22 protein-coding genes are annotated in these 24708 nt (G+C 45.1%); 14 read left to right on the top strand and 8 right to left on the bottom strand.

What is annotated here, in order from left to right; all coding sequences use genetic code 11:
* The first annotated feature begins 44 nt into the window (after positions 1-44).
* The 3 genes from tatA to tatC all read left to right on the top strand — a co-directional run bounded on the left by tatA (position 45) and on the right by tatC (position 1532).
* Positions 45-281: a Sec-independent protein translocase subunit TatA gene (gene tatA, locus RH46_RS10660; protein ID WP_006879449.1), complete on the top strand. Its 237-nt coding sequence runs from the start codon at positions 45-47 to the stop codon at positions 279-281.
* A gap of 3 nt (positions 282-284) precedes the next feature.
* Positions 285-716 (top strand): Sec-independent protein translocase protein TatB, encoded by a 432-nt coding sequence (tatB, locus tag RH46_RS10655; protein ID WP_006879448.1) that lies wholly within the window; start codon positions 285-287, stop codon positions 714-716.
* Between the two features lie 63 nt (positions 717-779).
* Positions 780-1532, top strand: a complete 753-nt coding sequence (tatC, locus tag RH46_RS10650) for a Sec-independent protein translocase subunit TatC (RefSeq protein ID WP_006879447.1) — start codon at positions 780-782, stop codon at positions 1530-1532.
* Between the two features lie 66 nt (positions 1533-1598).
* On the opposite strand, the gene RH46_RS10645 is transcribed toward tatC, so the two are convergent.
* Positions 1599-2360, bottom strand: a complete 762-nt coding sequence (locus RH46_RS10645) for a TatD family hydrolase (protein WP_006879446.1) — start codon at positions 2358-2360, stop codon at positions 1599-1601.
* A 148-nt stretch (positions 2361-2508) separates the two neighbouring features.
* Between RH46_RS10645 and hemB the strand changes: the two genes are divergently transcribed.
* The 4 genes from hemB to spfP all read left to right on the top strand — a co-directional run bounded on the left by hemB (position 2509) and on the right by spfP (position 7726).
* Positions 2509-3558: a porphobilinogen synthase gene (hemB, locus tag RH46_RS10640; RefSeq protein WP_006879445.1), complete on the top strand. Its 1050-nt coding sequence runs from the start codon at positions 2509-2511 to the stop codon at positions 3556-3558.
* Positions 3559-3629: 71 nt separating this feature from the next.
* Positions 3630-4064, top strand: coding sequence for a GNAT family N-acetyltransferase (locus RH46_RS10635; protein WP_006879444.1), 435 nt, complete (start codon positions 3630-3632; stop codon positions 4062-4064).
* Between the two features lie 625 nt (positions 4065-4689).
* Positions 4690-7485 (top strand): DNA polymerase I, encoded by a 2796-nt coding sequence (gene polA / locus RH46_RS10630; RefSeq protein WP_006879443.1) that lies wholly within the window; start codon positions 4690-4692, stop codon positions 7483-7485.
* Positions 7486-7678: 193 nt separating this feature from the next.
* Entirely contained in the window at positions 7679-7726 is a 48-nt protein-coding gene (gene spfP / locus RH46_RS22655) for a small protein SpfP (protein ID WP_438356636.1), read from the top strand.
* A 494-nt stretch (positions 7727-8220) separates the two neighbouring features.
* On the opposite strand, the gene yihA is transcribed toward spfP, so the two are convergent.
* On the bottom strand, positions 8221-8886 hold the full coding sequence (gene yihA, locus RH46_RS10625) for a ribosome biogenesis GTP-binding protein YihA/YsxC (protein ID WP_006879442.1): 666 nt from the start codon (positions 8884-8886) through the stop codon (positions 8221-8223).
* 135 nt (positions 8887-9021) lie between these two features.
* Here yihA and RH46_RS10620 point away from each other — a divergent pair, with 135 nt between their 5' ends.
* The 5 genes from RH46_RS10620 to hemN all read left to right on the top strand — a co-directional run bounded on the left by RH46_RS10620 (position 9022) and on the right by hemN (position 13612).
* Positions 9022-9639, top strand: coding sequence for a c-type cytochrome (locus tag RH46_RS10620; RefSeq protein ID WP_006879441.1), 618 nt, complete (start codon positions 9022-9024; stop codon positions 9637-9639).
* 716 nt (positions 9640-10355) lie between these two features.
* Positions 10356-10994, top strand: coding sequence for a class I SAM-dependent methyltransferase (locus tag RH46_RS10615; RefSeq protein ID WP_006879440.1), 639 nt, complete (start codon positions 10356-10358; stop codon positions 10992-10994).
* Entirely contained in the window at positions 10994-11542 is a 549-nt protein-coding gene (yihI, locus tag RH46_RS10610; protein WP_006879438.1) for a Der GTPase-activating protein YihI, read from the top strand. The genes RH46_RS10615 and yihI overlap by 1 nt, the downstream gene beginning before the upstream one ends.
* A gap of 8 nt (positions 11543-11550) precedes the next feature.
* Positions 11551-12039 (top strand): DUF2489 domain-containing protein, encoded by a 489-nt coding sequence (locus tag RH46_RS10605; protein WP_006879437.1) that lies wholly within the window; start codon positions 11551-11553, stop codon positions 12037-12039.
* Positions 12040-12223: 184 nt separating this feature from the next.
* Positions 12224-13612 (top strand): oxygen-independent coproporphyrinogen III oxidase, encoded by a 1389-nt coding sequence (gene hemN, locus RH46_RS10600; protein WP_006879436.1) that lies wholly within the window; start codon positions 12224-12226, stop codon positions 13610-13612.
* Between the two features lie 72 nt (positions 13613-13684).
* On the opposite strand, the gene ilvY is transcribed toward hemN, so the two are convergent.
* Positions 13685-14575, bottom strand: a complete 891-nt coding sequence (ilvY, locus tag RH46_RS10595) for an HTH-type transcriptional activator IlvY (RefSeq protein WP_006879435.1) — start codon at positions 14573-14575, stop codon at positions 13685-13687.
* 143 nt (positions 14576-14718) lie between these two features.
* Between ilvY and ilvC the strand changes: the two genes are divergently transcribed.
* Positions 14719-16203, top strand: coding sequence for a ketol-acid reductoisomerase (gene ilvC / locus RH46_RS10590; RefSeq protein WP_006879434.1), 1485 nt, complete (start codon positions 14719-14721; stop codon positions 16201-16203).
* Between the two features lie 434 nt (positions 16204-16637).
* Here ilvC and ubiK read toward each other — a convergent pair whose 3' ends face one another.
* The 4 genes from ubiK to RH46_RS10570 form a co-directional block, all read right to left on the bottom strand.
* Positions 16638-16889, bottom strand: coding sequence for a ubiquinone biosynthesis accessory factor UbiK (gene ubiK, locus RH46_RS10585; RefSeq protein ID WP_006879433.1), 252 nt, complete (start codon positions 16887-16889; stop codon positions 16638-16640).
* 147 nt (positions 16890-17036) lie between these two features.
* Positions 17037-20159, bottom strand: coding sequence for a multidrug efflux RND transporter permease subunit (locus RH46_RS10580; protein ID WP_006879432.1), 3123 nt, complete (start codon positions 20157-20159; stop codon positions 17037-17039).
* An 11-nt stretch (positions 20160-20170) separates the two neighbouring features.
* Positions 20171-21277: an efflux RND transporter periplasmic adaptor subunit gene (locus RH46_RS10575; protein WP_006879430.1), complete on the bottom strand. Its 1107-nt coding sequence runs from the start codon at positions 21275-21277 to the stop codon at positions 20171-20173.
* A gap of 18 nt (positions 21278-21295) precedes the next feature.
* Positions 21296-21880, bottom strand: coding sequence for a TetR/AcrR family transcriptional regulator (locus RH46_RS10570; RefSeq protein ID WP_006879429.1), 585 nt, complete (start codon positions 21878-21880; stop codon positions 21296-21298).
* A 173-nt stretch (positions 21881-22053) separates the two neighbouring features.
* Between RH46_RS10570 and rep the strand changes: the two genes are divergently transcribed.
* Positions 22054-24072 (top strand): DNA helicase Rep, encoded by a 2019-nt coding sequence (rep, locus tag RH46_RS10565; protein ID WP_006879428.1) that lies wholly within the window; start codon positions 22054-22056, stop codon positions 24070-24072.
* Between the two features lie 61 nt (positions 24073-24133).
* Here the strand turns inward: rep and RH46_RS10560 are convergent, their stop codons facing one another.
* Positions 24134-24547, bottom strand: a complete 414-nt coding sequence (locus RH46_RS10560) for a c-type cytochrome (protein ID WP_006879427.1) — start codon at positions 24545-24547, stop codon at positions 24134-24136.
* Positions 24548-24708 lie beyond the last annotated feature (161 nt).

Raw genomic sequence — 24708 nt, 5'->3', positions numbered from 1 at the left:
AAACTCTTGAAATAATTTGTTTAATAAGACCCGAGGTAAAGAGAATGGGTGGTATTAGTATTTGGCAACTTCTGATCATTGCAGTGATCGTTGTTCTACTGTTTGGCACTAAGAAACTACGCGGTATTGGTGGCGATCTTGGTAGCGCTGTAAAAGGCTTTAAGAAAGCAATGAGTGAAGATGAAGCGGCTAAAAAAGACGCTGACTTTGAGCAAAAAAACCTAGAACAGCAGAAAACGGATGCGACTGCTGAAACTAAGAAAGACAAAGAGCAGGCGTAACTCGTGTTTGATATCGGTTTTTGGGAACTGGTATTAATATCTGTCGTTGGGCTGGTGGTTCTTGGTCCTGAGCGTTTGCCTCATGCTATTCGCAGTGTCTCGAAATTTATCGGCGCAGCGAAGAATATGGCAAACAGTGTGAAAGACGAACTTTCACATGAGCTTAAGGTGCAAGAGCTACAAGATAACTTGCGTAAAGCAGAGCAAATGGGAATGGAAGACCTTTCTCCTGAGCTTAAATCTTCAGTTGAACAATTGAAGCAGGCTGCGCAAGATGTACAGCGCCCATATGCGAGCAAAAGCGACTCAGCGTCTAACAAAGCTGAGGCTGTGAATGAGAGTATTGAATCCGTTCCGAGCGCCAATGACTCCACGGAGAAGGTTGAGAGTTTAACTCCTCAGCCATCGCCGCAGGCAGATAAAAAAGCCGAATAGTCTCGCATTAGGAGGAGCTGCTGAACTGCAGCTCCTTTTCGATTTTTTTGAGTAGAGGTCTCCATGTCTTCTGTTGAGCAGACACAGCCTTTGATCAGTCACCTGTTGGAGCTAAGAAATCGCTTATTACGAGCCATTCTAGCTGTATTAGTGGTGTTCTTAGGGCTGATCTATTTCTCCAATGATATCTATGAGTTTATCTCTGCACCTTTGGTAGAGCGTTTACCCGAAGGGGCGACGATGATTGCAACTGACGTTGCATCTCCGTTTTTCACCCCGCTAAAGCTGACGTTAATCGCGTCTATTTTTGTTGCGGTGCCGTTTATTCTTTATCAAGTATGGGCTTTTGTCGCGCCAGGTTTGTACAAGCATGAACGTAGACTCATCATGCCACTGATGTTCTCGAGCTCACTCTTGTTCTACTGTGGTGTGGCTTTCGCGTATTTTGTGGTATTCCCGTTAGTCTTTGGCTTCTTTACCGCTATCTCACTGGGTGGCGTAGAGTTTGCGACCGACATTGCCAGTTATCTCGATTTTGTTCTGGCGCTGTTTTTGGCGTTTGGTATTGCTTTTGAAGTCCCAGTAGCGATTATTCTGCTGTGTTGGACTGGTGCGACAACGCCGAAAAGCCTCAGCGAGAAACGTCCATACATTGTGGTTGGTGCGTTTGTTGTTGGTATGATGCTGACGCCACCAGATATGATTTCGCAAACCTTACTTGCGATTCCGATGTGTTTACTGTTTGAGGTAGGTTTGTTCTTTGCTCGCTTCTATGTCCGTAAGGACGACAATGACGAGCAGGAAGAAGAAGCGTAATCTTCACGCAGATAAATGAAAAGGCTTGCCATTGGGCAAGCCTTTTTTGTTTACAGAAAGTGGGTGTTAAAGAGCAAACAGCTTCGTTGCATTCTGCGTGGTTAAGCTGTCAACCTGCTCGATACTGATATCACGCAGTTCAGCGATACGCTGAGCGACTAAAGAGGTATAGGCTGGCTCGTTACGCTTACCACGATGAGGTACCGGGGCTAGGTAAGGGCAGTCAGTCTCCAGAATGATGTAGTCCATATCAAGGTGAGGAATCACCTTGTCCATACCACCGTTCTTAAATGTTGAAACACCACCAAGGCCTAAGTGGAAACCAAGGTCATTGATCGCTTTCGCTTCTTCTACACTGCCACCAAAACAGTGGAATACGCCAGACAGTGAACCATCCTGTTCCTGAGCAAGCAGAGTGAGGGTCTCTTCAATTGAATCGCGAGTGTGGATTACTACAGGTAGTTTCATCTCTTTCGCCCAGTTCAACTGGGTGATGAATGCCATCTCCTGCTCTGCTTTGAAGGTCTTGTCCCAGTATAGGTCGATACCTATCTCACCAACCGCGATAAAACGATGTTTCTCAAACCAAGCATGAATAATTTCCAGCGTTTGTTTCACATTACCATCAACGTAACAAGGGTGGAGTCCCATCATAGAGCGACAGATTTGCGGATACTTAGCTTCAGTTGCCAGCATCGGCTCAATCGACTCTAAGTCAATATTAGGTAACAGAATCTTATCAATGCCTTGGTCTAGAGCGCGCTTAACCACGTCGTCGCGGTCTGCATCAAATTCACTGGCATAGATGTGCGCATGAGTATCGATCATGGTAAATCTCTTGGCTAATTAAGTTGTGCCAGTATACGGCAGTGTGAGCATTTGGTCATTTTTTGCATTTTTCTGCTTTGTTGCTAGCGTCACTACCAATGAGTGATATTATGCAATCCAAGCACTTTCACCACACAAGGAGAATAGAGTGTCAGTTTCGATTCAAGGTCAGTTCCCTGGCCGTCGCATGCGCCGTCTGCGCAAGCATGACTTTAGCCGCCGTCTAATGGCTGAAAACCAACTGTCTGTTAACGATCTGATTTACCCGATGTTTATTCTTATGGGTAAAGATCGCCGCGAAACCGTGGAATCCATGCCGGGCATTGAACGTCTATCGATTGATTTGATGTTAGAAGAAGCTCAATACCTTGCTCAGTTGGGAGTGCCTGCGATTGCTCTATTCCCTGTGGTGAATCAGGACGCAAAAAGTATCTGCGCAGCCGAAGCGTACAACCCTGAAGGCTTGGTGCAGCGTGCGGTTCGTTCTTTGAAAGAACATATCCCAGAAATTGGCGTGATTACTGATGTTGCGCTTGACCCGTTCACTACTCATGGTCAGGACGGTATCATCGATGAAGATGGTTACGTACTTAACGATGAAACCACTAAAGTGCTGATTAAGCAGGCGCTATCACACGCAGAAGCTGGTGCAGATGTTGTTGCACCTTCTGACATGATGGATGGTCGTATTGGTGCTATTCGTGAAGCACTAGAGCAAGCTGGTCACATCAACACTCAGATCATGGCTTACTCTGCGAAGTATGCATCATGCTATTATGGCCCATTCCGCGATGCGGTCGGTAGTGCGAGTAATCTGAAAGGTGGTAACAAGAAGAACTACCAAATGGATCCGGCGAATACCGATGAAGCGATTCATGAAGTTGCGATGGACGTTAACGAAGGTGCCGACATGGTTATGGTTAAGCCAGGCATGCCTTACCTAGATATCGTTCGTCGTGTTAAATCTGAGCTACAGGTTCCTACCTTTGCTTACCAAGTTTCTGGTGAGTACGCGATGCACAAAGCGGCCTTCGCTAATGGTTGGTTGCAAGAGCGTGATACGGTTATGGAGTCTCTGCTGTGCTTTAAACGAGCGGGGGCAGATGGCATTCTGACCTATTTTGCTAAAGATGTTGCAGAGTGGCTGGCCGAAGAGAATGCTCAGGCGGCAGAGTACCTTAAAGGTTCTCAACAGTAATCGCGTAGCATTTACTTATTGATTTAAAGGCTGGCATTACGCTGGCCTTTTTTGTTTTCCCGGAGTGAGTTATGACCGTTGTTTGCCGAGAAGGTACCTTGGCTGAGTGCGTTGAGGTCGTTAATGATATTAGCGAGTTTATCCATAAAGAGACCATTAGCAGCTTATCAGAAAGACTGGAAGGTAAGCGCCATCTAATCCAGGTCGCTGAGGAAGAAGGGCAGTTACTTGGTTTTAAGATTGGCTATCAACTTGATCAAGAAACTTTTTATAGTTGGTTTGGCGGAGTGTCGCCGAAGGCAAGAAACAAGGGCGTCGCGCAGAAGTTGTTAGATGTTCAAGAGCGCTGGGTGAAGGAACAAGGCTACCAACAGCTCAAAGTGAAATCGCGAAATCAGTTTCCAGCTATGCTGAGGTTATTACTCAGAAATGGCTATCTAATTGAAAAGTTTGAAGAAAAAGACCCACTAGTTGAAAGTCGTATTCATTTCGTCAAATCGTTTTAATCCAGACTAAAAATAAATGAGATTTTTTCTCATTTAGCTGTTGACGCATTAAATGAGAATGGTTATTATTTATCTCGTCTTAGGGAATGAGAGAAGTTCACAAGGACAGTGAGTTACCAAATTCAGAATTGGAGATGGTGATGGCACCGAACTTAATCGAACTTGCACGAGTTCTTTTTGACACGACATTGCTCACATTGCTTCCAGTGTAATTTATAGCTTTATGGCAAAGCAGAGACATTCACCTGAATATGCTTTGACCCCTTTTTGCTAGGCGACATCGAAAGATGTCGCTTTTTTTATGCCTGTAATTTTCCAGCGAACAAAAGGACACCAATAGTCTTTTCCACAGTTAAGGATCGTTATTAGATCGATCTGGTAATGATCGATCCAAATGAATGTTCTTTTATTACAGTGACTTAAATTGTATTTTCTGTTTTTTTGCTAACCTTTCATATCCTGTGGGTAAATTATATAAACAGAGTTATCCACAATTTGACCGGGCGATTGATAAAGGAATGTGCAAATGTGTGAGTTGCTCGCAAAGAGTTAAAATGGATTCACTGACCTAGTCATGGCATCCTAAGCAGATCTTATTTGCATTCTCTTTGGATACGTAAAGACTATGGCTCACATTCCTGATAACCCGTTAATTCTGATTGACGGTTCTTCTTACCTTTATCGCGCATTTCATGCTTATCCGGGCACGATGAGTAATGGTGATATTCCTACTAATGCCGTTTATGGTGTGGTGAATATGTTGCGCAGCATGATGCGTCAATTTGCTTCTGATCGCATCGCTGTGGTTTTTGATGCGAAAGGTAAAACTTTCCGCGATGACATGTATCCAGAGTACAAGGCTAACCGACCACCAATGCCAGACGATCTGCGTTGCCAGATTGAACCTCTGCACAACGTTATTCGAGCAATGGGCCTACCGTTGATCTGTATCCCTGGTGTTGAGGCTGATGATGTCATCGGTACTTTGGCATACCAAGCATCACAAGCGGGCATGCCTGTACTTATCAGTACTGGTGATAAAGATATGGCTCAGCTGGTGGATGACAACATCACTTTGATCAATACCATGACTAATGTGGTTATGGATCGTGAAGGAGTGGTTGAGAAGTTTGGTATTCCACCTGAGTTGATCATCGACTATCTCGCGTTAATGGGCGATAAAGTGGATAACATTCCTGGTGTTCCTGGCGTGGGTGATAAGACGGCCACGGCATTGCTGCAAGGGATCGGCGGCATCGATAAGCTTTATGAGAACCTTGATGATATCGCAGGCTTAGGTTTCCGTGGTTCTAAAACCATGGCTAAGAAGTTAGTCGATAACAAAGAGAATGCAGAGCTTTCTTACCAATTGGCGACCATCAAACTTGATGTTGAGCTGGATGAAACACCTGACTCGTTGGTTAAGGCAGAACCTAATAAAGACGAACTGGTTAAGCTCTATGGTCAACTAGTCTTTAAATCTTGGCTAAACGAGCTGCTTGATGGTGGCACAGGTGTCGTGGAATCAGACGAAAAGTCAGGTGCTCAACGTAGTAGTGTATCTGCTGCTTCAGCGCCAGATATGGATACTTCAGCAGTAACCATCGATCGTAGTCAGTATGAGACGATTCTTGATCAGGCGACGTTCAACGCATGGTTAGAGAAACTAAAAGCAGCCGATGTGTTTGCTTTCGATACTGAGACGGACAGCCTTGATTACATGGTTGCCAACTTAGTCGGCTTGTCATTTGCGACCCAAGAGGGTGTGGCAGCGTACGTTCCTGTTGCTCACGATTATCTTGATGCGCCACAGCAGCTTGATCGCGACTGGGTATTAGAGCAGTTAAAGCCTATTCTGGAAGACGATACGCAAGCAAAAGTCGGCCAAAACCTTAAGTACGATGCGAGCGTACTTGCTCGATATGATATCGAATTAAAAGGTATCAAGCATGACACCATGTTGGCGTCTTACGTATACAACAGCGTAGGCGGCAAACACGATATGGATAGTCTGGCACTTCGCTTCCTTCAGCATAGCTGTATCTCATTCGAGCAGATTGCAGGTAAAGGTAAAAAGCAGCTGACTTTCAATCAAATTGAACTGGATGAAGCTTCACCGTACGCGGCAGAAGATGCGGATGTGACACTTCGCCTGCATAACCGCTTGATGGAAAACATCGACCAAGATGAGAAACTTAAAGCTATCTACCAAGATATCGAAGTTCCTCTAGTACCTGTTCTTTCTCGTATCGAACGTACTGGTGTTCTGATTGATGACATGAAGCTGGCAGCACAGTCTCAGGAAATCGCACAGCGTTTAGACGAGCTAGAGCAGAAAGCGTATGAGATTGCTGAGCAAGAGTTCAATATGAACTCTCCGAAACAGCTACAGGCACTGTTATTCGAAAAAATGGGTCTGCCAGTTATTAAGAAGACGCCGTCTGGCACACCTTCAACTAATGAAGAAGTTCTACAAGAACTGGCATTAGATTACCCGTTACCTAAGTTAATTCTTGAGTACCGTGGTCTGGCTAAGCTTAAGTCGACCTACACCGACAAACTGCCGAAGATGATTAACTCTGAGACAGGGCGTGTACATACTTCTTACCATCAGGCTGTTACTGCGACAGGCCGTTTATCATCGACTGATCCTAACTTACAGAACATCCCGATTCGTAATGAAGAAGGTCGTCGTATTCGTCAGGCGTTTGTTGCTCCACATGGCTACAAAATCATGGCGGTCGACTACTCGCAAATTGAGCTGCGTATTATGGCGCACCTATCTGGAGATCAAGCGTTGTTGGATGCCTTCCAGCAAGGTAAAGATATTCACGCTGCCACAGCTGCAGAAATTATGGGTACGACTATCGATCAAGTGAGCTCAGAGCAACGTCGTCGTGCTAAAGCCGTTAACTTTGGTTTGATTTACGGTATGAGTGCATTTGGTCTGGCGAAACAACTGGGTATTCCACGTGGTGAAGCGCAAGACTACATGAACAAGTACTTCGAGCGTTATCCTGGTGTAATGCAGTATATGGAAGATACTCGTAGCGCGGCGGCAGAGCAGGGCTATGTAGAGACTATTTTTGGTCGTCGTCTGCATTTACCTGAAATTAAGTCGCGTAATGGTATGCGTCGTAAAGCGGCAGAGCGTGCAGCGATCAACGCTCCAATGCAGGGTACTGCTGCTGACATCATCAAGAAAGCGATGCTGTTGGTTGACCAATGGATTCAAGCGGAAGGCGATGGTCGCGTAAAACTACTAATGCAGGTTCACGATGAACTGGTATTTGAAGTTCAGGAGTCAGCTTTGACCGAAATTGAAAGTAAAGTACAAGAATTGATGGAGTCTGCAGCTGAACTAGCCGTTCCTCTTGTTGCTGAAGCGGGTCATGGTGACAACTGGGAACAGGCGCACTAGACAAAAAATAGCCAATTTGGTCTAAATATCATGAGCTAGCGCACAAACGCTGGCTTTTTTTTGTCTCAAAAAAAGATAGTGGCAGTCTGGCGATGATGTAGTTAAACAAAAAATTAATGAAAAAAACTTACAAAAGTTGTTTTCATTTCTGACCAATTGTTGTACATTAATCGACGTAGGGTACAGAGGTAAGATGTTCTATCTTTCAGACCTTTTGTTTCACGTTATTGGATTAGGCTGATTCAGCCGCCCCAGTCAGTTTTTGACTGGGGCGTTTTTTATTGGGCGAAACAAAAATTTATCCCACACTCTTCTGAACACTTTCTTCACCATCCAAACTGCAATTTTCACACTCCTCAATCGACTATCTCGAGTCTGCAGATTCTGTAACTAAGCAAAAATATGTAACTAACTACCAGTCACACTTTGGTTATTTTGAGTGAAAAACCAAAGTAAGATAATGGGTTTTTTAGCCGTAAAGATTGTTGTTTAGTTTATTTTAATCAATAGCTTATTGATAAATCGATGTTTTCCGCTATAAAAAGAGACGCAACAAAAGGGAGGTTGCTTTGAGGAATGAGATCCCTGATCCTTAGCGCATAATAATTAATAACACCTATTTCTCTCCCGTTGCCCCACCTATAAGGTGGGGCTTTTTATTTTCTGTGCCGAATTTTGGGTATAAAAAACCCCGCCATCTAGGCAGGGTCTGGAATGGTCTTTTGTTCAAACGGACTATTCGTTTTCGCTATCGATGTTCTCTTCATCAACAATTTCGTCAACCATAGCCTCTGCAAGTGCTGGCGCAAACCATTCGTCTAGCTTGCTACGAAGTACGTCAACGCCAATGCCTTTCAGCGATGAGAATGCAGCAACACTTACGTCACCGCCAAAGCCAACTGCATCTTTCTTGATCTTCAGCACCTGAGCTTTACGCGCGCCACTTTTCAGCTTGTCAGCTTTAGTGAGTAGAACCTGAACAGGGATACCACTGTCTACCGCCCAGAAAATCAGCTGTTGGTCGAGGTCTTTCATTGGGTGACGAATATCCATCAGCACCACAAGGCCTTTCAGACATTGGCGCTTCTGTAGGTACTCACCCAGAGACTTTTGCCACTTCTTTTTCATTTCCAGAGGAACTTGTGCAAAGCCATATCCTGGAAGATCGACGATGTGGCAGCCGTCAGTAACTTTAAATAAGTTAATAAGTTGCGTACGACCTGGTGTTTTACTGGTCTTTGCGAGGCTACGTTGGTTAGTCAAGCGATTTAAAGAGCTCGACTTGCCCGCATTGGAGCGTCCAGCAAACGCAACTTCTATACCTTCATCCTCTGGCAAGTGACGAATATCAGGTGCACTAGTGATGAAATGCGTGTTTTGATAATGAATTTTTACGCTCACTGTTAACTCCATCTCGACTTTGTGTAGTCGATTGATTACTTTTTTGTGAAATTGTGTAAAATAACCGTGCTCGGCATAAGGTCGCCTATTGTACCATGAGTGGTACCGGAAGCTTGATAATTATAATGGAATGTCATGAAGAAATTAGCGCTAATCTTGAGTCTTTTAGCCAGCTGCTCTGTGTGGGCCCAAGGCAGCATTGAAGCTGGTAAAGCAAAATCCCAAACATGTGTTGCCTGCCATGGTGCTGACGGCAACAGTCAACTCGCAATGTACCCTAAGCTAGCAGGTCAGCATGCTAAATATATTGAAAAGCAGCTTAAAGATCTGAAACTGGGTATGACTAGTGGTGGTAAGCAAGGTCGTTACGACCCTGTAATGAGTGGCATGGCTATGCCGCTGTCAGAGCAAGATATGAAAGATCTGTCTGCTTACTACGCATCACTACCTATCTCATCGAACTCAACACCTGAAAATGTTGTAGAGAAAGGTAAGGTGCTTTACGCCGCTGGCGATGCTGAGCGTGGTCTAACTGCATGTATTGCGTGTCATGGCCCTCGTGGTAATGGTACTGAGTTGTCTGGCTTCCCTAAGATCTCTGGTCAGCATGCAGATTACATCAAAGCCCAGCTTGAGAAATTCCGTGATAGCAATCGCGCTAACGATATGAACGCTATGATGCGTGATATCGCGAAGAAGCTAACGGATGAAGATATCGATACACTTTCTAAATATGTTGGTGGCCTACACTAAGCCCTACTTATTCGTTCGAGCATATAGTTGTAAAGAAAAAGCCCAGACCTGAGTCTGGGCTTTTTCGTTTGCGTCAGATCACACTAGGCTTCGTGGAGTAATGGATGATCTCTCCCTACTGTTTGTGAGAGATTGTCCATATGTTATGTATTAATTGGCTGATTGTTTTTTGTAAGTGTTTGAAAAATAGAGTAAGAAAAAATCGCAGCAAAAAAAGAGTGATTTATTGTTATTAGAGGATTGTTCAATTAGCTCAGTTCGATAAAGTGTATTCATCGGCAGGACGCTGGTACAGGACATCAGACTAGGAAGTCTCCAAGGACGCAAGTAAAGGATACTTGGTAGTTGCAGAATGGATGCTAGGGTAGGTAGGACACCTACTTGATATGGATGGTCACCTTGTCTAATGGTTTAAGACAATGGAACGGATCAGGCTAAGGATTAGCTCAGGTAGCAGGAAGTAAAAGGAAAGCCAAAACTCACCAGGATGGTGGCAAACAACACTTTTGGCAGGGAAAGCACCAAAAACAAATGGAATATTGATGCACTTAAATAAGTGCAACACAGTTTGGCCGCAAGGCATTTAGAAAGCGATAGAGTTGCTCTATCGCTTTTTTTATTCCTAATTTTCACGAATCGATGATTATTTGCACAATAGTGCTCCACTCTAAGGCGACTTTCTGGTATGTTTCGCATCCCCGTTTGAGGATGGAACAATGCATAACTGCCCCCTTTGTCAAAGCTTGGACAATCAACACTACTATGCAGATAAGCGTCGCGAATATCTTCGCTGTCAGCAGTGTGAGCTTGTTTTCGTTAATCCCGACCACCGTCTGGATGCAAAACAAGAAAAAGCCCACTACGATCTGCATGAGAATGATCCATCGGATGAAGGTTATCGACGCTTTTTATCGCGGGTTGCTGACCCCATATTAGAGCGTATTGAGCCAAGTTCTCACGGAATTGATTTTGGTTGTGGCCCGGGACCAACATTATCATTGATGTTGCAAGAACAGGGGCACGCCATGAGTTTGTACGATATTTACTATCACCCAGATACAAAGGTGCTAGATAACACGTATGACTTTATGACTGCCACAGAAGTAATAGAGCACTTATATCAGCCTAACCAAGTGTGGCAGCAATGGTTGAATTTAGTTAAGCCAGGTGGCTGGATTGGTCTTATGACCAAGATGGTCATTGATGTTGAAGCGTTTGCCACATGGCACTATAAAAATGACCCAACGCATGTGGTCTTTTTTAGCCGCAATACGTTTCGCTATCTGGCAGAGCGGGATCAGCTCGAGCTTGAATTTATTGGTAATGATGTAATTTTACTAAGGAAAGCCCAGTAATGAGCCGTAGTAAGAAAACGAGATCAGGTGGTCACAGCGATGTAATCGTTGTACGTAACCGTACTCAGTCAGACGTTGAAGGACGTCTACGTAAGAAAGACAAAAAGCGCAAAGGTCTTAAGACAGGTAACCGTAACTCAGATGCTAAGCAGCAAAAGGCGCAAACAGCGGGTCAAGCGCGTGACCCACGTCTGGGCAGCAAGAAAAAGATCCCTTTGATTGTCGAGCCACAGAAGAAGCTAAGTAAATCTGAACGCCGTCTAAGTGCTGAACAAGAACTTGAGATGCTAGAAAATGATGCGCAACTGAACGTATTGCTTGATCGCATTGATGAAGGTGAGAACCTGGGTGCCGGTCTACAGAAATACGTTGATGAAAAACTTGCGCGCATTGAAGTTCTGATGAAGCAGCTTGGTATTTACGATGATGAAGAGTCAGAGCCACAAGCTGAAGCTCCGGCAATGACTGAGTCACGTAGTAAATCACATTCAGACGAAGACTTATTGTCTCAGTTTGAAGATATGGATTTGGACCAATTTAAAGGATAAATGAGTCAATGAATGTAACCTTATTAGCCATCGCTGGCGGAGTGATTGTTCTCGGCCTGGCATCATATGCGGGTTACCTTCTGCTCAAGCTTAAGAAGCAAAAGGAATTGCAATTGCAGCACCAAAAGCTGGCAATTGAAAAACGTAATGCCAACATTTTTGAAAGCGTCCACGTCCTTTGCTTAGCAGGCATTCAAGAGCAGTGTGACCTATCAGAGATCAGTATCCGTCTCTACAACATCATGGACTATGTTCAGGGTGAAGACAGGGTAGATTTTGACAAAGAGTATCCGGCAACATCTGAGCTGTTCCATATTGTGAAAGATATGGCGCGTGGTGAAGAACGTCAGAAGCTTGCAAAACAAGATCGCATGAAACAAAACCTTGAGCGTCATAAAGCAGAGTCTCGTCTTCAACAAGCGATCGTTGAAGAGCTGAAGCAACTGCAGAAAAAGGTTCAACCGCTGAACAACCAGATCAACATTCAAATGATCTAGATTGGCATTACAACTCGATCACCTATCCTTAAAGGGTAGTGATCGGGTTATCAATTCTGAGCATTGCCACTCAAAATGCAGCCTGTCCCCCGACGACTATCATCTAGGTGTGGCAAAATAGCCTGCTAACTACAATGGCTTCAATAGCCAAATTAAGTATTACAGCCCAAACGGAACTACCATCATGTCGCAGCCTGTCGTCGCAAGCCAACAAATTGTCTGGGATCAAGCCGTACTTGATAAGTACAACTACTCTGGTCCTCGTTATACCTCATACCCAACAGCGTTGGAGTTTCATGAGGCTTTTACTGTCGCTGACTACGATATGGCTTGTACGCAGTACCCTGAACGTCCTCTGTCGCTATACATCCATATCCCTTTCTGTCACAAGCTTTGTTACTACTGTGGCTGTAATAAGGTGATTACTCGACATGCTCATAAAGCCGATGAGTACCTGGATGTTCTAGAGTTAGAAATTCGCACCCGTGCGGCACTGCTGCAAGGACGAAAAGTCACTCAGCTGCACTTTGGCGGTGGTACGCCAACCTTCTTAACTAAAGCGCAAATCAGCCGTTTGATGGCAATTCTCCGTGGTGAGTTCTTCTTTGAAGGTGATGCTGAAATCAGTATTGAAGTCGACCCACGTGAAATTGAACTGGATATGCTTGACCACTTGCGTGGTGAAGGTTTTAACCGTTTGAGTATCGGTGTTCAGGACTTCAATAAAGAAGTTCAGAAACTGGTTAACCGTGAGCAGGACGAAGAGTTTATCTTTGCTATGGTTGAACGTGCCAAACAGCTTGGTTTCCGTTCGACTAACCTGGACCTTATCTATGGTCTGCCAAAGCAAACTAAACAGTCATTTGCAGAGACGCTTAAGCAAGTCCTTGAGATGAAGCCGGGCCGTTTATCTGTGTTTAACTATGCTCATATGCCTCAACTTTTTGCCGCTCAGCGCAAAATCAAAGATGAAGATCTGCCAGTGGCTGAAGAGAAAATGGCGATCCTGCAAGACACCATTGCGACACTGACTAATGCTGAGTATCAGTTCATCGGTATGGATCACTTTGCTCAGCCTGATGATGAGTTAGCGGTTGCTCAGCGTAACGGTGTGCTACACAGAAACTTCCAGGGCTACACTACTCAAGGTGAAGCTGACCTAGTTGGTTTTGGTGTGTCGGCTATCTCTATGATTGGTGACGCCTACGCTCAGAACCAAAAAGAGCTTAAAAAATACTATGCGCAGGTTAATGACCAGCGTCATGCTTTATGGAAAGGTGTTGCTCTTGATAGTGATGACTTACTACGACGTGAAGTTATCAAGCAGCTTATCTGTAACTTTAAGCTAGATAAGACAAAGATTGAGTCTGAGTTTAAGGTAGCCTTTAACGACTACTTTAAAGAAGATTTAGAGCTGCTTCAGACCTTCATTAATGATGAATTAGTTGAAGTGGATGATAAAGAAATTCGCGTTACATTGCGTGGTCGCCTGCTGATTCGTAACATCTGTATGTGCTTCGATAAGTACCTGAGAGCCAAGGCGAGACAGCAGCAATTCTCTCGCGTTATCTAGATTATCGTCATAGTTGAAAATGGCACCAATATATAAAAGCCACCTTATCGGTGGCTTTTTGCTATTTGGAGCTTAGGGAGCAATATAGGTATCGTGAGCGGTATCCCATAACGCTTTGACCAGTGGGTTATCTAGCTGAGAGCGTTTGCAACACACGCCAAGCTTAAAAGGCTTAATCGAAGCGACTTTAAGACGTTGAATCTTCTCTTTAACCGGGCTGTTATTGATGACTACGTCGGGTGCAATGCCGACACCACAGCCCAATGCCACCATACTGACAATTGCCTCATGACCTGAAACTTGTGCGTAAATGGTTGGCTTAATCTTCATTGCCTTAAACCAAGCATTGGCGCGCTCTCGTGCGGTACCTGATTCCGGAACGATAAACGGAATCGAAGACCAGTCTGGCTTATCCTTCTGTAGCTCCTCAGCAAAATTACTTACTCCAACTGGCGCGATAACAGAAAGAGGGATTTCACTAATCGTTTCGAACTCTATACGTGCAGGTAGTTGTTCAGGTTGAGCAGAGATAGCGATATCGACGTCATCAGCGAGGACTTTTTCAATAGCCTGAGCCGGGTCGCCAGTAGAGAGTTTAAATTCGATAAACGGGTGTTGCAGGCGAAACTCAGATAGCAGTTCTGGCAGATGACTATAGCTTGCAGTAACGGAACAGAATAAGCGTATTTCCCCTTTAAGCTCCTGATCATGACCTTTTAGCTGAGCATTATAGTTTTGCCACTCAGCAAGAATCTTCAGGGCTACCGGCAAGAGTTTTTTGGCTGCTGGTGTTAGCTCGACACTTCGGTTGTCGCGCACAAACAAAACCTGTGCGGTATCACCCTCCAGTTTCTGTATCTGACGACTGAGCGCAGAAGGGCTGATATGCATTGCAGAGGCAGTCTTAGCAAAGCTTTTACTATCACACAGATGAATGAACAACTGCAGACACTTAATGTTCATGAAATGGTCACATCCTTGTTGCATTAATTGCAATTACTAATTGTGAATATATCACTTTAAGCAACGGAATGTCTGTTTTAGTATGAACTCATTCGGTACAGAGCTACCGACCTCAACGGAAAAATTCTTTTAAGGAGCGCCCAATGGCTAACTATTTCAATACTTTAAACCTACGCGAGCAGCTAGACCAACTAGGTCGTTGTCGTTTCATGGACCGCAGCGAATTCGCAACTGAAGCGGATTACCTGAAAGGTAAAAAAGTCGTTATCGTTGGTTGTGGTGCTCAGGGCCTGAACCAAGGTCTGAACATGCGTGACTCTGGCCTTAACGTAGCATATGCACTGCGTCAGGCAGCAATTGACGAGCAACGTCAATCATACAAGAACGCAAAAGAAAACGGTTTTGAAGTAGACAGCTACGAAAAGCTAATCCCAGAAGCAGATCTAGTTATCAACCTGACTCCAGACAAGCAGCACACTAACGTAGTTGAAACGGTAATGCCGCTAATGAAAGAAGGCGCTGCACTAGGTTACTCACACGGCTTCAACGTTGTTGAAGAAGGCATGCAAATCCGTAAAGACCTAACGGTTGTAATGGTTGCGCCTAAGTGTCCAGGTACCGAAGTACGTGAAGAGTACAAGCGTGGTTTCGGTGTTCCTACACTAATCGCTGTTCACCCAGAAAACGATCCAAAAGGTGAAGGCTGGGATATCGCTAAAGCATGGGCAGCTGGTACAGGCGGCCACCGCGCAGGTTGTCTAGAGTCTTCATTCGTAGCAGAAGTTAAATCTGACCTGATGGGTGAGCAAACTATCCTATGTGGCATGCTACAAGCGGGCTCTATCGTTTCTTACGAGAAGATGATTGCTGACGGCATTGACCCAAGCTACGCAGGTAAACTTCTACAATACGGTTGGGAAACCATCACAGAAGCACTGAAGTTCGGTGGTATTACGCATATGATGGATCGTCTGTCTAACCCAGCAAAAATCAAAGCATTCGAGCTGTCTGAAGAGTTGAAAGACCTAATGCGTCCGCTTTACAACAAGCACATGGATGACATCATCACAGGTGAGTTCTCAAGCACTATGATGGCAGACTGGGCGAACGACGATGCAAACCTACTAGGCTGGCGTGCAGAGACTGGTGAAACCGCATTCGAAAACTACCCAGCAGGTGATGTAGAAATCGCAGAGCAAGAGTACTTCGACAACGGTATCCTAATGGTTGCAATGGTTCGTGCAGGCGTTGAGCTAGCATTCGAAGCTATGACAGCATCAGGCATCATCGATGAGTCAGCGTACTACGAGTCACTACACGAGCTACCACTAATCGCAAACACAGTAGCACGTAAGCGTCTATACGAAATGAACGTAGTAATCTCAGATACAGCTGAATACGGTAACTACCTATTCGCTAATGTAGCAACTCCGCTACTACGTGAGAAGTTCATGCCTTCAGTAGGTACAGACGTAATCGGTAAAGGTTTAGGTGAGACTTCGAACCAGGTAGACAACGCTCGTCTAATCGAAGTTAACGATACTATCCGTAACCACCCAGTTGAGTACATCGGTGAAGAGCTTCGCGGGTATATGACTGATATGAAGAACATTGCCGTGGGCGGCTAATCTTCTTCGCTAAGGAGCTTAATTTCTTTGTCGGTAATACTCATTTGCTCGCGCAAACTCCGTGTTACCTCCGCGAACTTAAGCTCTTAGCTGTGAATATTAATCCTACGTAATTCACTAACCTAGGTTAGGAAAGAACTCCGGCTAGACTGGGGTCAATAAATACAACATAAAACACAACATCTAATCAAAAGGCCTGGTCACCGTTGACCAGGCCTTTTTTTTAGAACGCTGCGCCCTTCGAGAGATGCACGTTATAGCTTCTGAGTAGGTATCTGATACAGAGTTTTTTGTTAGGGACTTATATCTCTATGGCAGAAAAAAGGTTGACGCTTTCACGTCAACCTTCCAAGATTTTCTCGCTTCTCGCTTCTCGCTTCTCGCTTCTCGCTTCTCGCTTCTCGCTTCTCGCTATTATTTCTCGCTTCTCGCTATTATTTCTCGCTTAGCTTCTCTTCTAGATCCGCCAGCTTCTTTTCCATCTCAGTCAGCTTTTGACGAGTACGAAGCAGAACCTGAGTCTGTACATCGAACTCTTCACGGCTAACAACGTCTAGCTTGTTAAGCTGACCTTGAATAACCTGACGTACTTTTTGGTCTACGTCAGCACCTAGCTCTTTTACAGGTGCAGGCATAGAGTCGTGAATTTGTTTAGCAATTTGCTCTAGTTTCTTTGGGTCAAACATGTGACTAAAACTCCTTTCGATTTGCCCTCATTCTATGTAATTGATACGTGAAAGTCGCTAGTTGGATAGTAAAAATTCGAAGCGACTACCAGCAAATGGTGGCAATAAAAAAGGCCACCGAAGTGACCTTTTTAAACTTAACCAAGATTAATTGTTATCTGCTAGTTCGCGTTGAGCTGCTTTCGCTTCATCAATACGTGCTAGTTTCTCCAAATCTTTGTCTTCTACAAACACTGGTAATGGTTTGTGTTTCTCAGCCAGGTAGCTGTAGATAACTGGCAGTACAAACAGCGTAAAGATAGTACCGATTGCCAGACCAGCAACGATTACGATACCAATACTAAAGCGCTGAGCGGCACCTGCACCAGTTGCGTACATTAGCGGGATAAGACCAGCGATCATCGCTGCTGTCGTCATTAGGATAGGGCGTAGACGAACCTTCGCCGCTTCCATTACCGCTTCTGTTTTACCTAGTTTGTTATGTAGCTGTTCTTCTTTAGCTACTTCACAGATCAGGATACCGTGTTTGGTAATCAGGCCGACCAGCGTGATTAGACCTACCTGAGAGTAGATGTTCATCGTCGCTGCACCCCAAGCCAGAGCTATCAAGGCACCACAAATCGCGAGTGGTACTGACACCATGATTACGAGTGGATCTTTCAGTGATTCAAACTGAATCGCCAGAACCAGGAAGATGATCGCAAGTGCAAGACCAAAGGTTGCGTATAGTGCGCTACCTTCTGTCACGTACTGACGCGCTTCACCCATGTAGTCGTGGTTGTAACCGCTTGGTAGTTTCTCTGCCGCAACACCTTCAAACCAGTTAATTGCGTCACCCATAGCCGTGCCTGGTGCTGGAACGGCACCAACGGTCGCTGAGTTTAGCTGGTTGAAGTGAGGTAGAGAGCGAGGCTCTGCCACCACATCAATAGTAATTAAGCTGCCCAGAGGGACGGCTTTGCCGTTAGCAGAACGTACATAGTAGTTGTTCATCGACTCTGGGTTCAGGCGCCACTTACGTTCAACCTGAGGAATAACCTCGTAAGAACGGCCGTTAAGGTCGATACGGTTTACGTAGCCATCAGCCATCATAGTACTTAGCGTGATACCAATATCTTGCATGGTTACGCCGTATGCACCCGCTTTGTCTTTGTCGATGTTGATTTTCATCGTCGCAGAGTCGTAGTTCAGATCCAGATCTGAATAAACAAACATCGGGCTCGACTTCACTTCAGTCAGTACGTCCGTTGCGATAGAGAACAAGCTCTCAAACGCATTTGGTGTCGTGATTACGAACTGAATCGGCAGACCTGAACCTGCACCTGGTAGCTCTGGCATCTGGAATGCCGTTACTGCCATGCCTGGAACGTTACTTACTAAGCCACCTACGCGGTTTGCTACTTCAGACTGGCTTGCTTCACGCTCACTCCAAGGCACCATAGATGCAATACCAAATGCCTGGTTCGAGTTAGGCACACCAGTAAACACCTGAGCAAATGCTACTTCTGGCTGATCAGAAAGAATTGCGTTTACGTCATTCATGGTGTTCTGCATAAAGTCTAAGTTAGCGTTAGACGGTGCAGTACCCATTAGCATCACAACGCCTTTATCTTCAGATGGTGCCAACTCACTTGGGATGAACTTGAACAGCATAGGTAGACTTGCGAATACGATGATTGCGAAACCAATGACGACAGGGCGATGCTGCATTACCGCTTTAAGCATATTCGCGTAGCGGTTAGTCATGCCATCAAGGATGTGGTGAACCTTCTGTTCAAATTTGCTTGGCTCTTCATTCGCTTTAAGCATTTTTGAACACATCATTGGCGATAGGGTCAGTGCCACGATACCTGATACAAATACTGAACCTGCCAGAGTCAATGCGAACTCTTTAAATAGCGAGCCAGTAATACCACCCATTAGGGCGATTGGCGCATATACCGCACCCAGCGTCAGTGTCATTGCAATAACAGGTACCGCAATTTCACGAGTACCGATAATCGCTGCCCGGAAAGGAGACTCGCCAAGCTTGATATGACGGTCAACGTTCTCAAGAACAACGATCGCATCATCGACTACCAGACCGATAGCCAGAACCATCGCCAGTAGCGTCATCAGGTTCCATGAGAATCCCATCCCTTGCATTACCATCGCAACACCGATTAGTGATAGCGGGATAGTCACGATAGGGATGATTACCGCACGGAACGAACCCAGGAACAGGGTGATCACGATAAGTACGATAACTGCGGCTTCAACAATCGTTTTGATTACTTCGTTAATCGACTCATTGATCGCGATCGTTGAGTCATACATAACGTTCATCTTGATGGTACTTGGCAGGTTACGCTCTAGTTGAGGTAGTAGCTCTAGTACATCTGCAGCAATGTTAATCGGGTTTGCACTTGGCGCTGCGTTAATTGCAGCTACAACCGCTTCCTGACCGTTTGCGCTTGCACGGTAAACGTCGTGACTTTTCTCTAGTGATACCTTCGCGATATCACTCAGGCGAGTTACATCACCGTCATCAGTGCTAATAACAAGGTTCGACAGTTCTTCAACATTTGAGACCTGAGTATCAGCACTACCGTTGTAAAGAACAAACTCACCAACAGCCTGACCAGTTGCTGACTGGTAGTTGTTCGCGTTCAGTACGCCCATTACATCACTCGCAGTCAGACCAAGAGCCGCCATTTTCGATGGATCTAGCCAGATGCGCAGTGCGTATTTCATACCACCGTACAGGTCAACCTTAGAGACACCGTTAACAGTGAATAGCTGCGGGTTGATTACACGCTCTAGGTAGTCAGTGATTTGACTAGAAGATAGCTCATCACTGGTAAAGCCAATGTAAAGTACCGCGGTCGTGGAACCGGTAGACATAGTTACGGTCGGATCTTCTGCCTCTTTAGGAAGCTGAGAACGAACCGAGTTAGTCTTAGCCAGAACGTCAGACAAGGCTGCGTTCGGGTCGGTGTTTAACTTCATGTTGACGGTAATGGTTGATTTACCTAATACCGACTGAGAAGTCATATAGTCAATATTGTCCGCCTGTGCGACCGCTTGCTCCAGTGGCTGTGTAATAAAGCCTTGGATCAGGTCAGCACTAGCACCGTAGTAACTGGTTGAAACCGTCACTACCGTATTCGTCATTTCAGGGTATTCACGGACCTGCATTTTGAATATTGCTTGTAAACCAAGCAGGGCAATCAAAAAGCTGATCGATACCGCTAAAACTGGACGTTTAATGAAAACATCAGTAAAGCGCATGAGGCCTCCAGTTACAGCATTGGTGTTTCAGCTGGTGGAGTAGTCGCATCGCTTTCTACTACACGAACTTTAGCGTGGTTACTTAGACGTACCTGACCTGAAGTAACGACTACATCTCCTGGTTTAACACCTTCAAGGATGTGGGCGATATCTTGTGTACGTTCACCTACTTTAACCACTTGCTGTGTAACACGCTTCTCGCCATCTTTATCAGAGATGATGTATACGTTGTCGCCGTATAGCGTATATGTGATAGCTGTTTGTGGCAGCGTTACCTGATTTTCAAGCTTAGGCAGGATGATGTTTGCACGTGCGAACATGCCGCTACGTAGCTGACCATCGCTGTTCGGAATATCTGCCTGAACCTGAATCAGACCACTCTGAATATTTACCGCAGGCTCAATCGCAGAGATAGAACCTTTGAATGGTTTCTCTGGGTAAGCATCAACGAAAATATCCACTTCTTGATCGATAGAGATACGAGAGATATCTGTTTGAGGAACAGTAAAGCGCAGGCGCATCACGCTTGTGTCTTCAAGGCGCACGATGTCAGTACCAGCTTGTAGGTATTGGCCAAGGTAAACATTACGAATACCTACAACACCTGCAAACGGTGCTTTGATTTCACGGCGGTCAATAGAAGCTTTCAGACTTTCAATGTCAGCTTGAAGAGAGAAGTAGTTCGCTTCAGCTTCATCGTATGCTTCTTTAGAGATCGAGCCTTTTTTGAATAGACCTTTGTAGCGTTTGTACTTAGCTTCTGCAGCAGGCAAGCGGGCCTGAGAACTCTTCAGGTTAGCTTTTTCTACTTCAGAATCTAGTAGTACCAATGGCTGGCCTTCTTCAACCTGAGTACCAGACTCAAATGCGATCTTGTCGATAACACCACTGGTTTCGTTAGCAACGGTTACACCTTGGTTTGGTTCGATAAAACCAATCGCCTCAATAACAGGAACCCAATCAACAGGCTTCACTTCAGTGACTGTGACAGGAAACTCTGGCTCAGGACGATTCGCCATGTACTCGGCAATCTTCTGTTGTTTAAATAAATTGAAACCTATCACGCTGCCAAATAGCAGTATCGCGATAAGAAGCATAAAGAAAGTCCACTTTTTCATTCTGATCAGAACTCCAAATTAGTGTGTTGTAATCGCATCCCAACTGGCTTCAATCGCGGCTTCAATCGCTTTTTCATCCAGGTGGTAATATCCGAGAGATTGCTTGCGAGCCAGAGTAACGCTGACTTCAAGACTAAGTGCCGCAAGCACAGGGTTTTCTAGAGGTTTAAACACCCCTTGTTCACGTCCTTCTGCAAATAGTTGTTCGACCTTGCTGAACATTTCTCGCTCGAGCTCTTTGGTTTCATGGCTTCTAACGCATGGTAAAGAGTCGTATTGAGCTCGATTTTTCAAAGTGCTGATGTTTGACCCTGATAAATCGAAAATGTTTAACCACATTTTGCGAAAACGCTGTTTAAGCGTCATGTCGTCGGTAACGCCTCGCTGAATAATCTCAGCATTGCGTTGAACTACGGCTAAACGAACTTGCAGCAAGAGATCTTCTTTATCTGAGAAGTAGCGATAAATCGTGCCGGCAGCTACTCGAGCTTCTTTGGCAAGCTTATGCATCGAAAAGCCCTGAAAACCTGATTCTGCAATCAGTTTTTCTGCGGCATCGATGATTATCTGTCTTTTATCTACGTTGGTTTCAGAGTCAGACATAATCTACATTGAGCTAGTTGTGAATGAACGTTCATTCATTATAGTGCAAGAGGTATGGGTATATGCAACATATTATTTAACCAACTTGGAAAATTCTTGTTGTTGAGAGCATAGCAATCGCTCTGTTGCAGCATTATTATAGGCACAACTTTCAACATTCACCTGAGAACGCTATGAAGCTGAATCCAAATCAAGACGAAGCGGTAAAGTATGTATCTGGTCCATGCCTGGTTTTAGCCGGTGCTGGGTCGGGTAAGACGCGCGTTATTACCAACAAAATCGCTTATTTGGTCCAGCAGTGTGGCTACAAGGCGCGTAACATTGCTGCTGTGACCTTTACTAATAAGGCGGCGCGCGAAATGAAAGAGCGTGTTGGTCAAACGTTAGGTAAACAGGAAGCGAAAGGCCTGATGGTCTCGACTTTTCACACTTTGGGTTTGAACATCATTAAGCGAGAGTACAAAGCGCTGGGTTTAAAAGCGGGTTTCTCTCTATTTGATGATCAGGACCAAATGGCGTTATTGAAAGAGCTTACCGAGAAGCAGCTTGATGGCGATAAAGACTTACTACGCCAGCTGCTGAGCACTATCTCTAACTGGAAAAACGATATGTTGACGCCCGAGCAAGCGAAAGCTCAGGCGAAAGGTGAGCAGCAACAACTGTTTGCATTCTGCTTTGAGATGTACCAAAAGCAGATGAAGGCTTATAACGCCCTCGACTTTGACGACTTAATCTCATTACCTGTACTGCTACTGCGTACAAATGAAGAGGTGCGCCAACGCTGGCAGAATCGAATTCGCTACCTATTAGTGGACGAGTACCAGGATACCAACACCAGCCAGTATGATCTGGTTAAACTGATTGTTGGTGAACGAGGGCGTCTGACTGTTGTAGGCGATGATGACCAGTCAATCTACTCCTGGCGAGGTGCAAAGCCGCAAAACTTGGTGTTACTGGGTGAAGACTTCCCAAGCCTTCGTCTTATCAAGCTAGAGCAAAACTATCGTTCGACCAGTCGTATCCTGCGTGCAGCCAATATTTTGATTGCTAACAACCCGCACGTTTATGACAAGTCACTGTTCTCTGAGATCCCTGACGGCGAAAAGCTCAAAGTTCTGCTGGCTAAAAATGAAGACCATGAAGCGGAGCGCGTTACGGGCGAACTGATTGCCCACAAGTTTCTAAATAGAACAGAATATAAAGATTACGCCGTGCTCTACCGGGGTAACCACCAATCACGCCTGATTGAAAAATCTCTGATGCAAAACCGAGTACCATACAAGCTCTCTGGCGGTACATCGTTTTTTGCCCGTGCGGAAATCAAAGACATCATGGCGTATTTACGCATCTTGGTTAACCCTGATGATGACAACGCATTTCTACGTATTGTAAACACGCCACGACGAGAAATTGGTCCAGTAACGTTAGAAAAATTGGGCAGTTACGCCAATATGCGTGGCAAAAGCTTATTTGAAGCAAGTTTCGAGATGGGGCTTGAGCAAACGCTTAGTGGTCGTGGCTTGGAAAACTTACGTCGTTTTACTGGCTGGCTGGTTAAAATCGCCGATCAAGCTGAGCGCGGTGATACTGTTGAAGCGGTGCGTTCTTTGGTTCGTGACATTAACTACGAAGACTGGTTATACGAAACCTCTTCGAGTCCAAAGGCGGCTGAGATGCGAATGAAGAACGTCTCAGATCTCTATTCCTGGATTGTGGCCGACCTTGAGGGAGATAACTACGATCAGGAAGAGAAGAGCATTAAAGAGGTTGTTCAGCGTTTGACCCTGCGTGACATGATGGAACGTGGTGAAGAAGATGACGATAGTGATGCGGTTCAGTTGATGACGCTGCACGCGTCTAAAGGCCTGGAGTTTCCTTATGTTTATCTGATTGGTAGTGAAGAGGGAATATTGCCTCACCAAACCAGTATTGATGAAGATAATGTAGAAGAAGAGCGTCGCTTGATGTACGTAGGTATTACCCGTGCCCAGCGCGAACTCACCTTTACTATGTGTAAAGAGCGTCGTCAGTTTGGCGAGTTGATTAAACCGACTCAAAGTCGCTTCTTAGATGAACTGCCGTTTGATGATGTTGAATGGGAACAAGTGAAAAAGCCTGTCTCAGCTGAAGAGCGAATGGCGAAAGGTCAGGCTCATATTGCCAATATCAGAGCAATGTTCAATAAAAAGTAGCAAACAAAAAAGGCTTGGTTCACACCAAGCCTTTTCTCTATCTATATAAAGGAAGAACTTGTTACAGGCCTTCAATCATATGTTCGATAGCTGCGATGATTTCATCATCTGAACAGTCCATACAAGAACCTTTTGCCGGCATCGCGTTGAAGCCGTTGATCGCGTGGTCTGCTAGAACATCTTTACCTTGAGCAATACGAGGAGCCCAATCGCCAGCATCACCAGTTTTTGGTGCGCCGCTAACGCCTGATGCGTGACAAGCGATACAGAATGTACCGTATACTGCAGCACCATCACGTGGACCTGTTGGTTCTGCTTTTACTGGCTCTGCGCCTGCTAGGTAAACGTCACCAACAGGTTTAATACGTTCTGCAATTGCATCATATTCTTCTTGGCTTACGCTGGCTGCAAAAGAGGCGCTAGAAAAAGTAATCGCAGCGACCAAAGCGGTTAATAATTTTCGAGACATATCCATTAAACTCACTTTACATTCCTGAAGGTAAGTTCGTGCTTACCTATTATTAGATTGTGGCTGACCAACAACATCTCAGCGCAAAAATCGGCGAGTTGCTGTTAAATCAATGTAAATAATGGGTGATTATATCCTGTTAAGTTGTTGCAATAAACAACAAGTTA

Origin of the sequence: Vibrio brasiliensis LMG 20546 (assembly GCF_000189255.1) — a bacterium.
Lineage (GTDB): Bacteria > Pseudomonadota > Gammaproteobacteria > Enterobacterales > Vibrionaceae > Vibrio > Vibrio brasiliensis.
This window is presented reverse-complemented; position numbering and strand designations above follow the sequence as displayed.

What these genes read in the sequence shown, in the direction of transcription:
- RH46_RS10620 (WP_006879441.1), top strand. Translation starts at nt 9,022, where the DNA reads ATGAAGAAATTAGCGCTAATCTTGAGTCTTTTAGCCAGCTGCTCTGTG.
- RH46_RS10635 (WP_006879444.1), top strand. Translation starts at nt 3,630, where the DNA reads ATGACCGTTGTTTGCCGAGAAGGTACCTTGGCTGAGTGCGTTGAGGTC.
- tatC (WP_006879447.1), top strand. Translation starts at nt 780, where the DNA reads ATGTCTTCTGTTGAGCAGACACAGCCTTTGATCAGTCACCTGTTGGAG.
- hemN (WP_006879436.1), top strand. Translation starts at nt 12,224, where the DNA reads ATGTCGCAGCCTGTCGTCGCAAGCCAACAAATTGTCTGGGATCAAGCC.
- RH46_RS10560 (WP_006879427.1), bottom strand. Translation starts at nt 24,547, where the DNA reads ATGGATATGTCTCGAAAATTATTAACCGCTTTGGTCGCTGCGATTACT.
- RH46_RS10615 (WP_006879440.1), top strand. Translation starts at nt 10,356, where the DNA reads ATGCATAACTGCCCCCTTTGTCAAAGCTTGGACAATCAACACTACTAT.
- RH46_RS10645 (WP_006879446.1), bottom strand. Translation starts at nt 2,360, where the DNA reads ATGATCGATACTCATGCGCACATCTATGCCAGTGAATTTGATGCAGAC.
- ubiK (WP_006879433.1), bottom strand. Translation starts at nt 16,889, where the DNA reads ATGTTTGACCCAAAGAAACTAGAGCAAATTGCTAAACAAATTCACGAC.
- RH46_RS10570 (WP_006879429.1), bottom strand. Translation starts at nt 21,880, where the DNA reads ATGTCTGACTCTGAAACCAACGTAGATAAAAGACAGATAATCATCGAT.
- RH46_RS10575 (WP_006879430.1), bottom strand. Translation starts at nt 21,277, where the DNA reads ATGAAAAAGTGGACTTTCTTTATGCTTCTTATCGCGATACTGCTATTT.
- RH46_RS10580 (WP_006879432.1), bottom strand. Translation starts at nt 20,159, where the DNA reads ATGCGCTTTACTGATGTTTTCATTAAACGTCCAGTTTTAGCGGTATCG.
- ilvY (WP_006879435.1), bottom strand. Translation starts at nt 14,575, where the DNA reads ATGAACATTAAGTGTCTGCAGTTGTTCATTCATCTGTGTGATAGTAAA.
- ilvC (WP_006879434.1), top strand. Translation starts at nt 14,719, where the DNA reads ATGGCTAACTATTTCAATACTTTAAACCTACGCGAGCAGCTAGACCAA.
- yihI (WP_006879438.1), top strand. Translation starts at nt 10,994, where the DNA reads ATGAGCCGTAGTAAGAAAACGAGATCAGGTGGTCACAGCGATGTAATC.
- tatA (WP_006879449.1), top strand. Translation starts at nt 45, where the DNA reads ATGGGTGGTATTAGTATTTGGCAACTTCTGATCATTGCAGTGATCGTT.
- rep (WP_006879428.1), top strand. Translation starts at nt 22,054, where the DNA reads ATGAAGCTGAATCCAAATCAAGACGAAGCGGTAAAGTATGTATCTGGT.
- polA (WP_006879443.1), top strand. Translation starts at nt 4,690, where the DNA reads ATGGCTCACATTCCTGATAACCCGTTAATTCTGATTGACGGTTCTTCT.
- RH46_RS10605 (WP_006879437.1), top strand. Translation starts at nt 11,551, where the DNA reads ATGAATGTAACCTTATTAGCCATCGCTGGCGGAGTGATTGTTCTCGGC.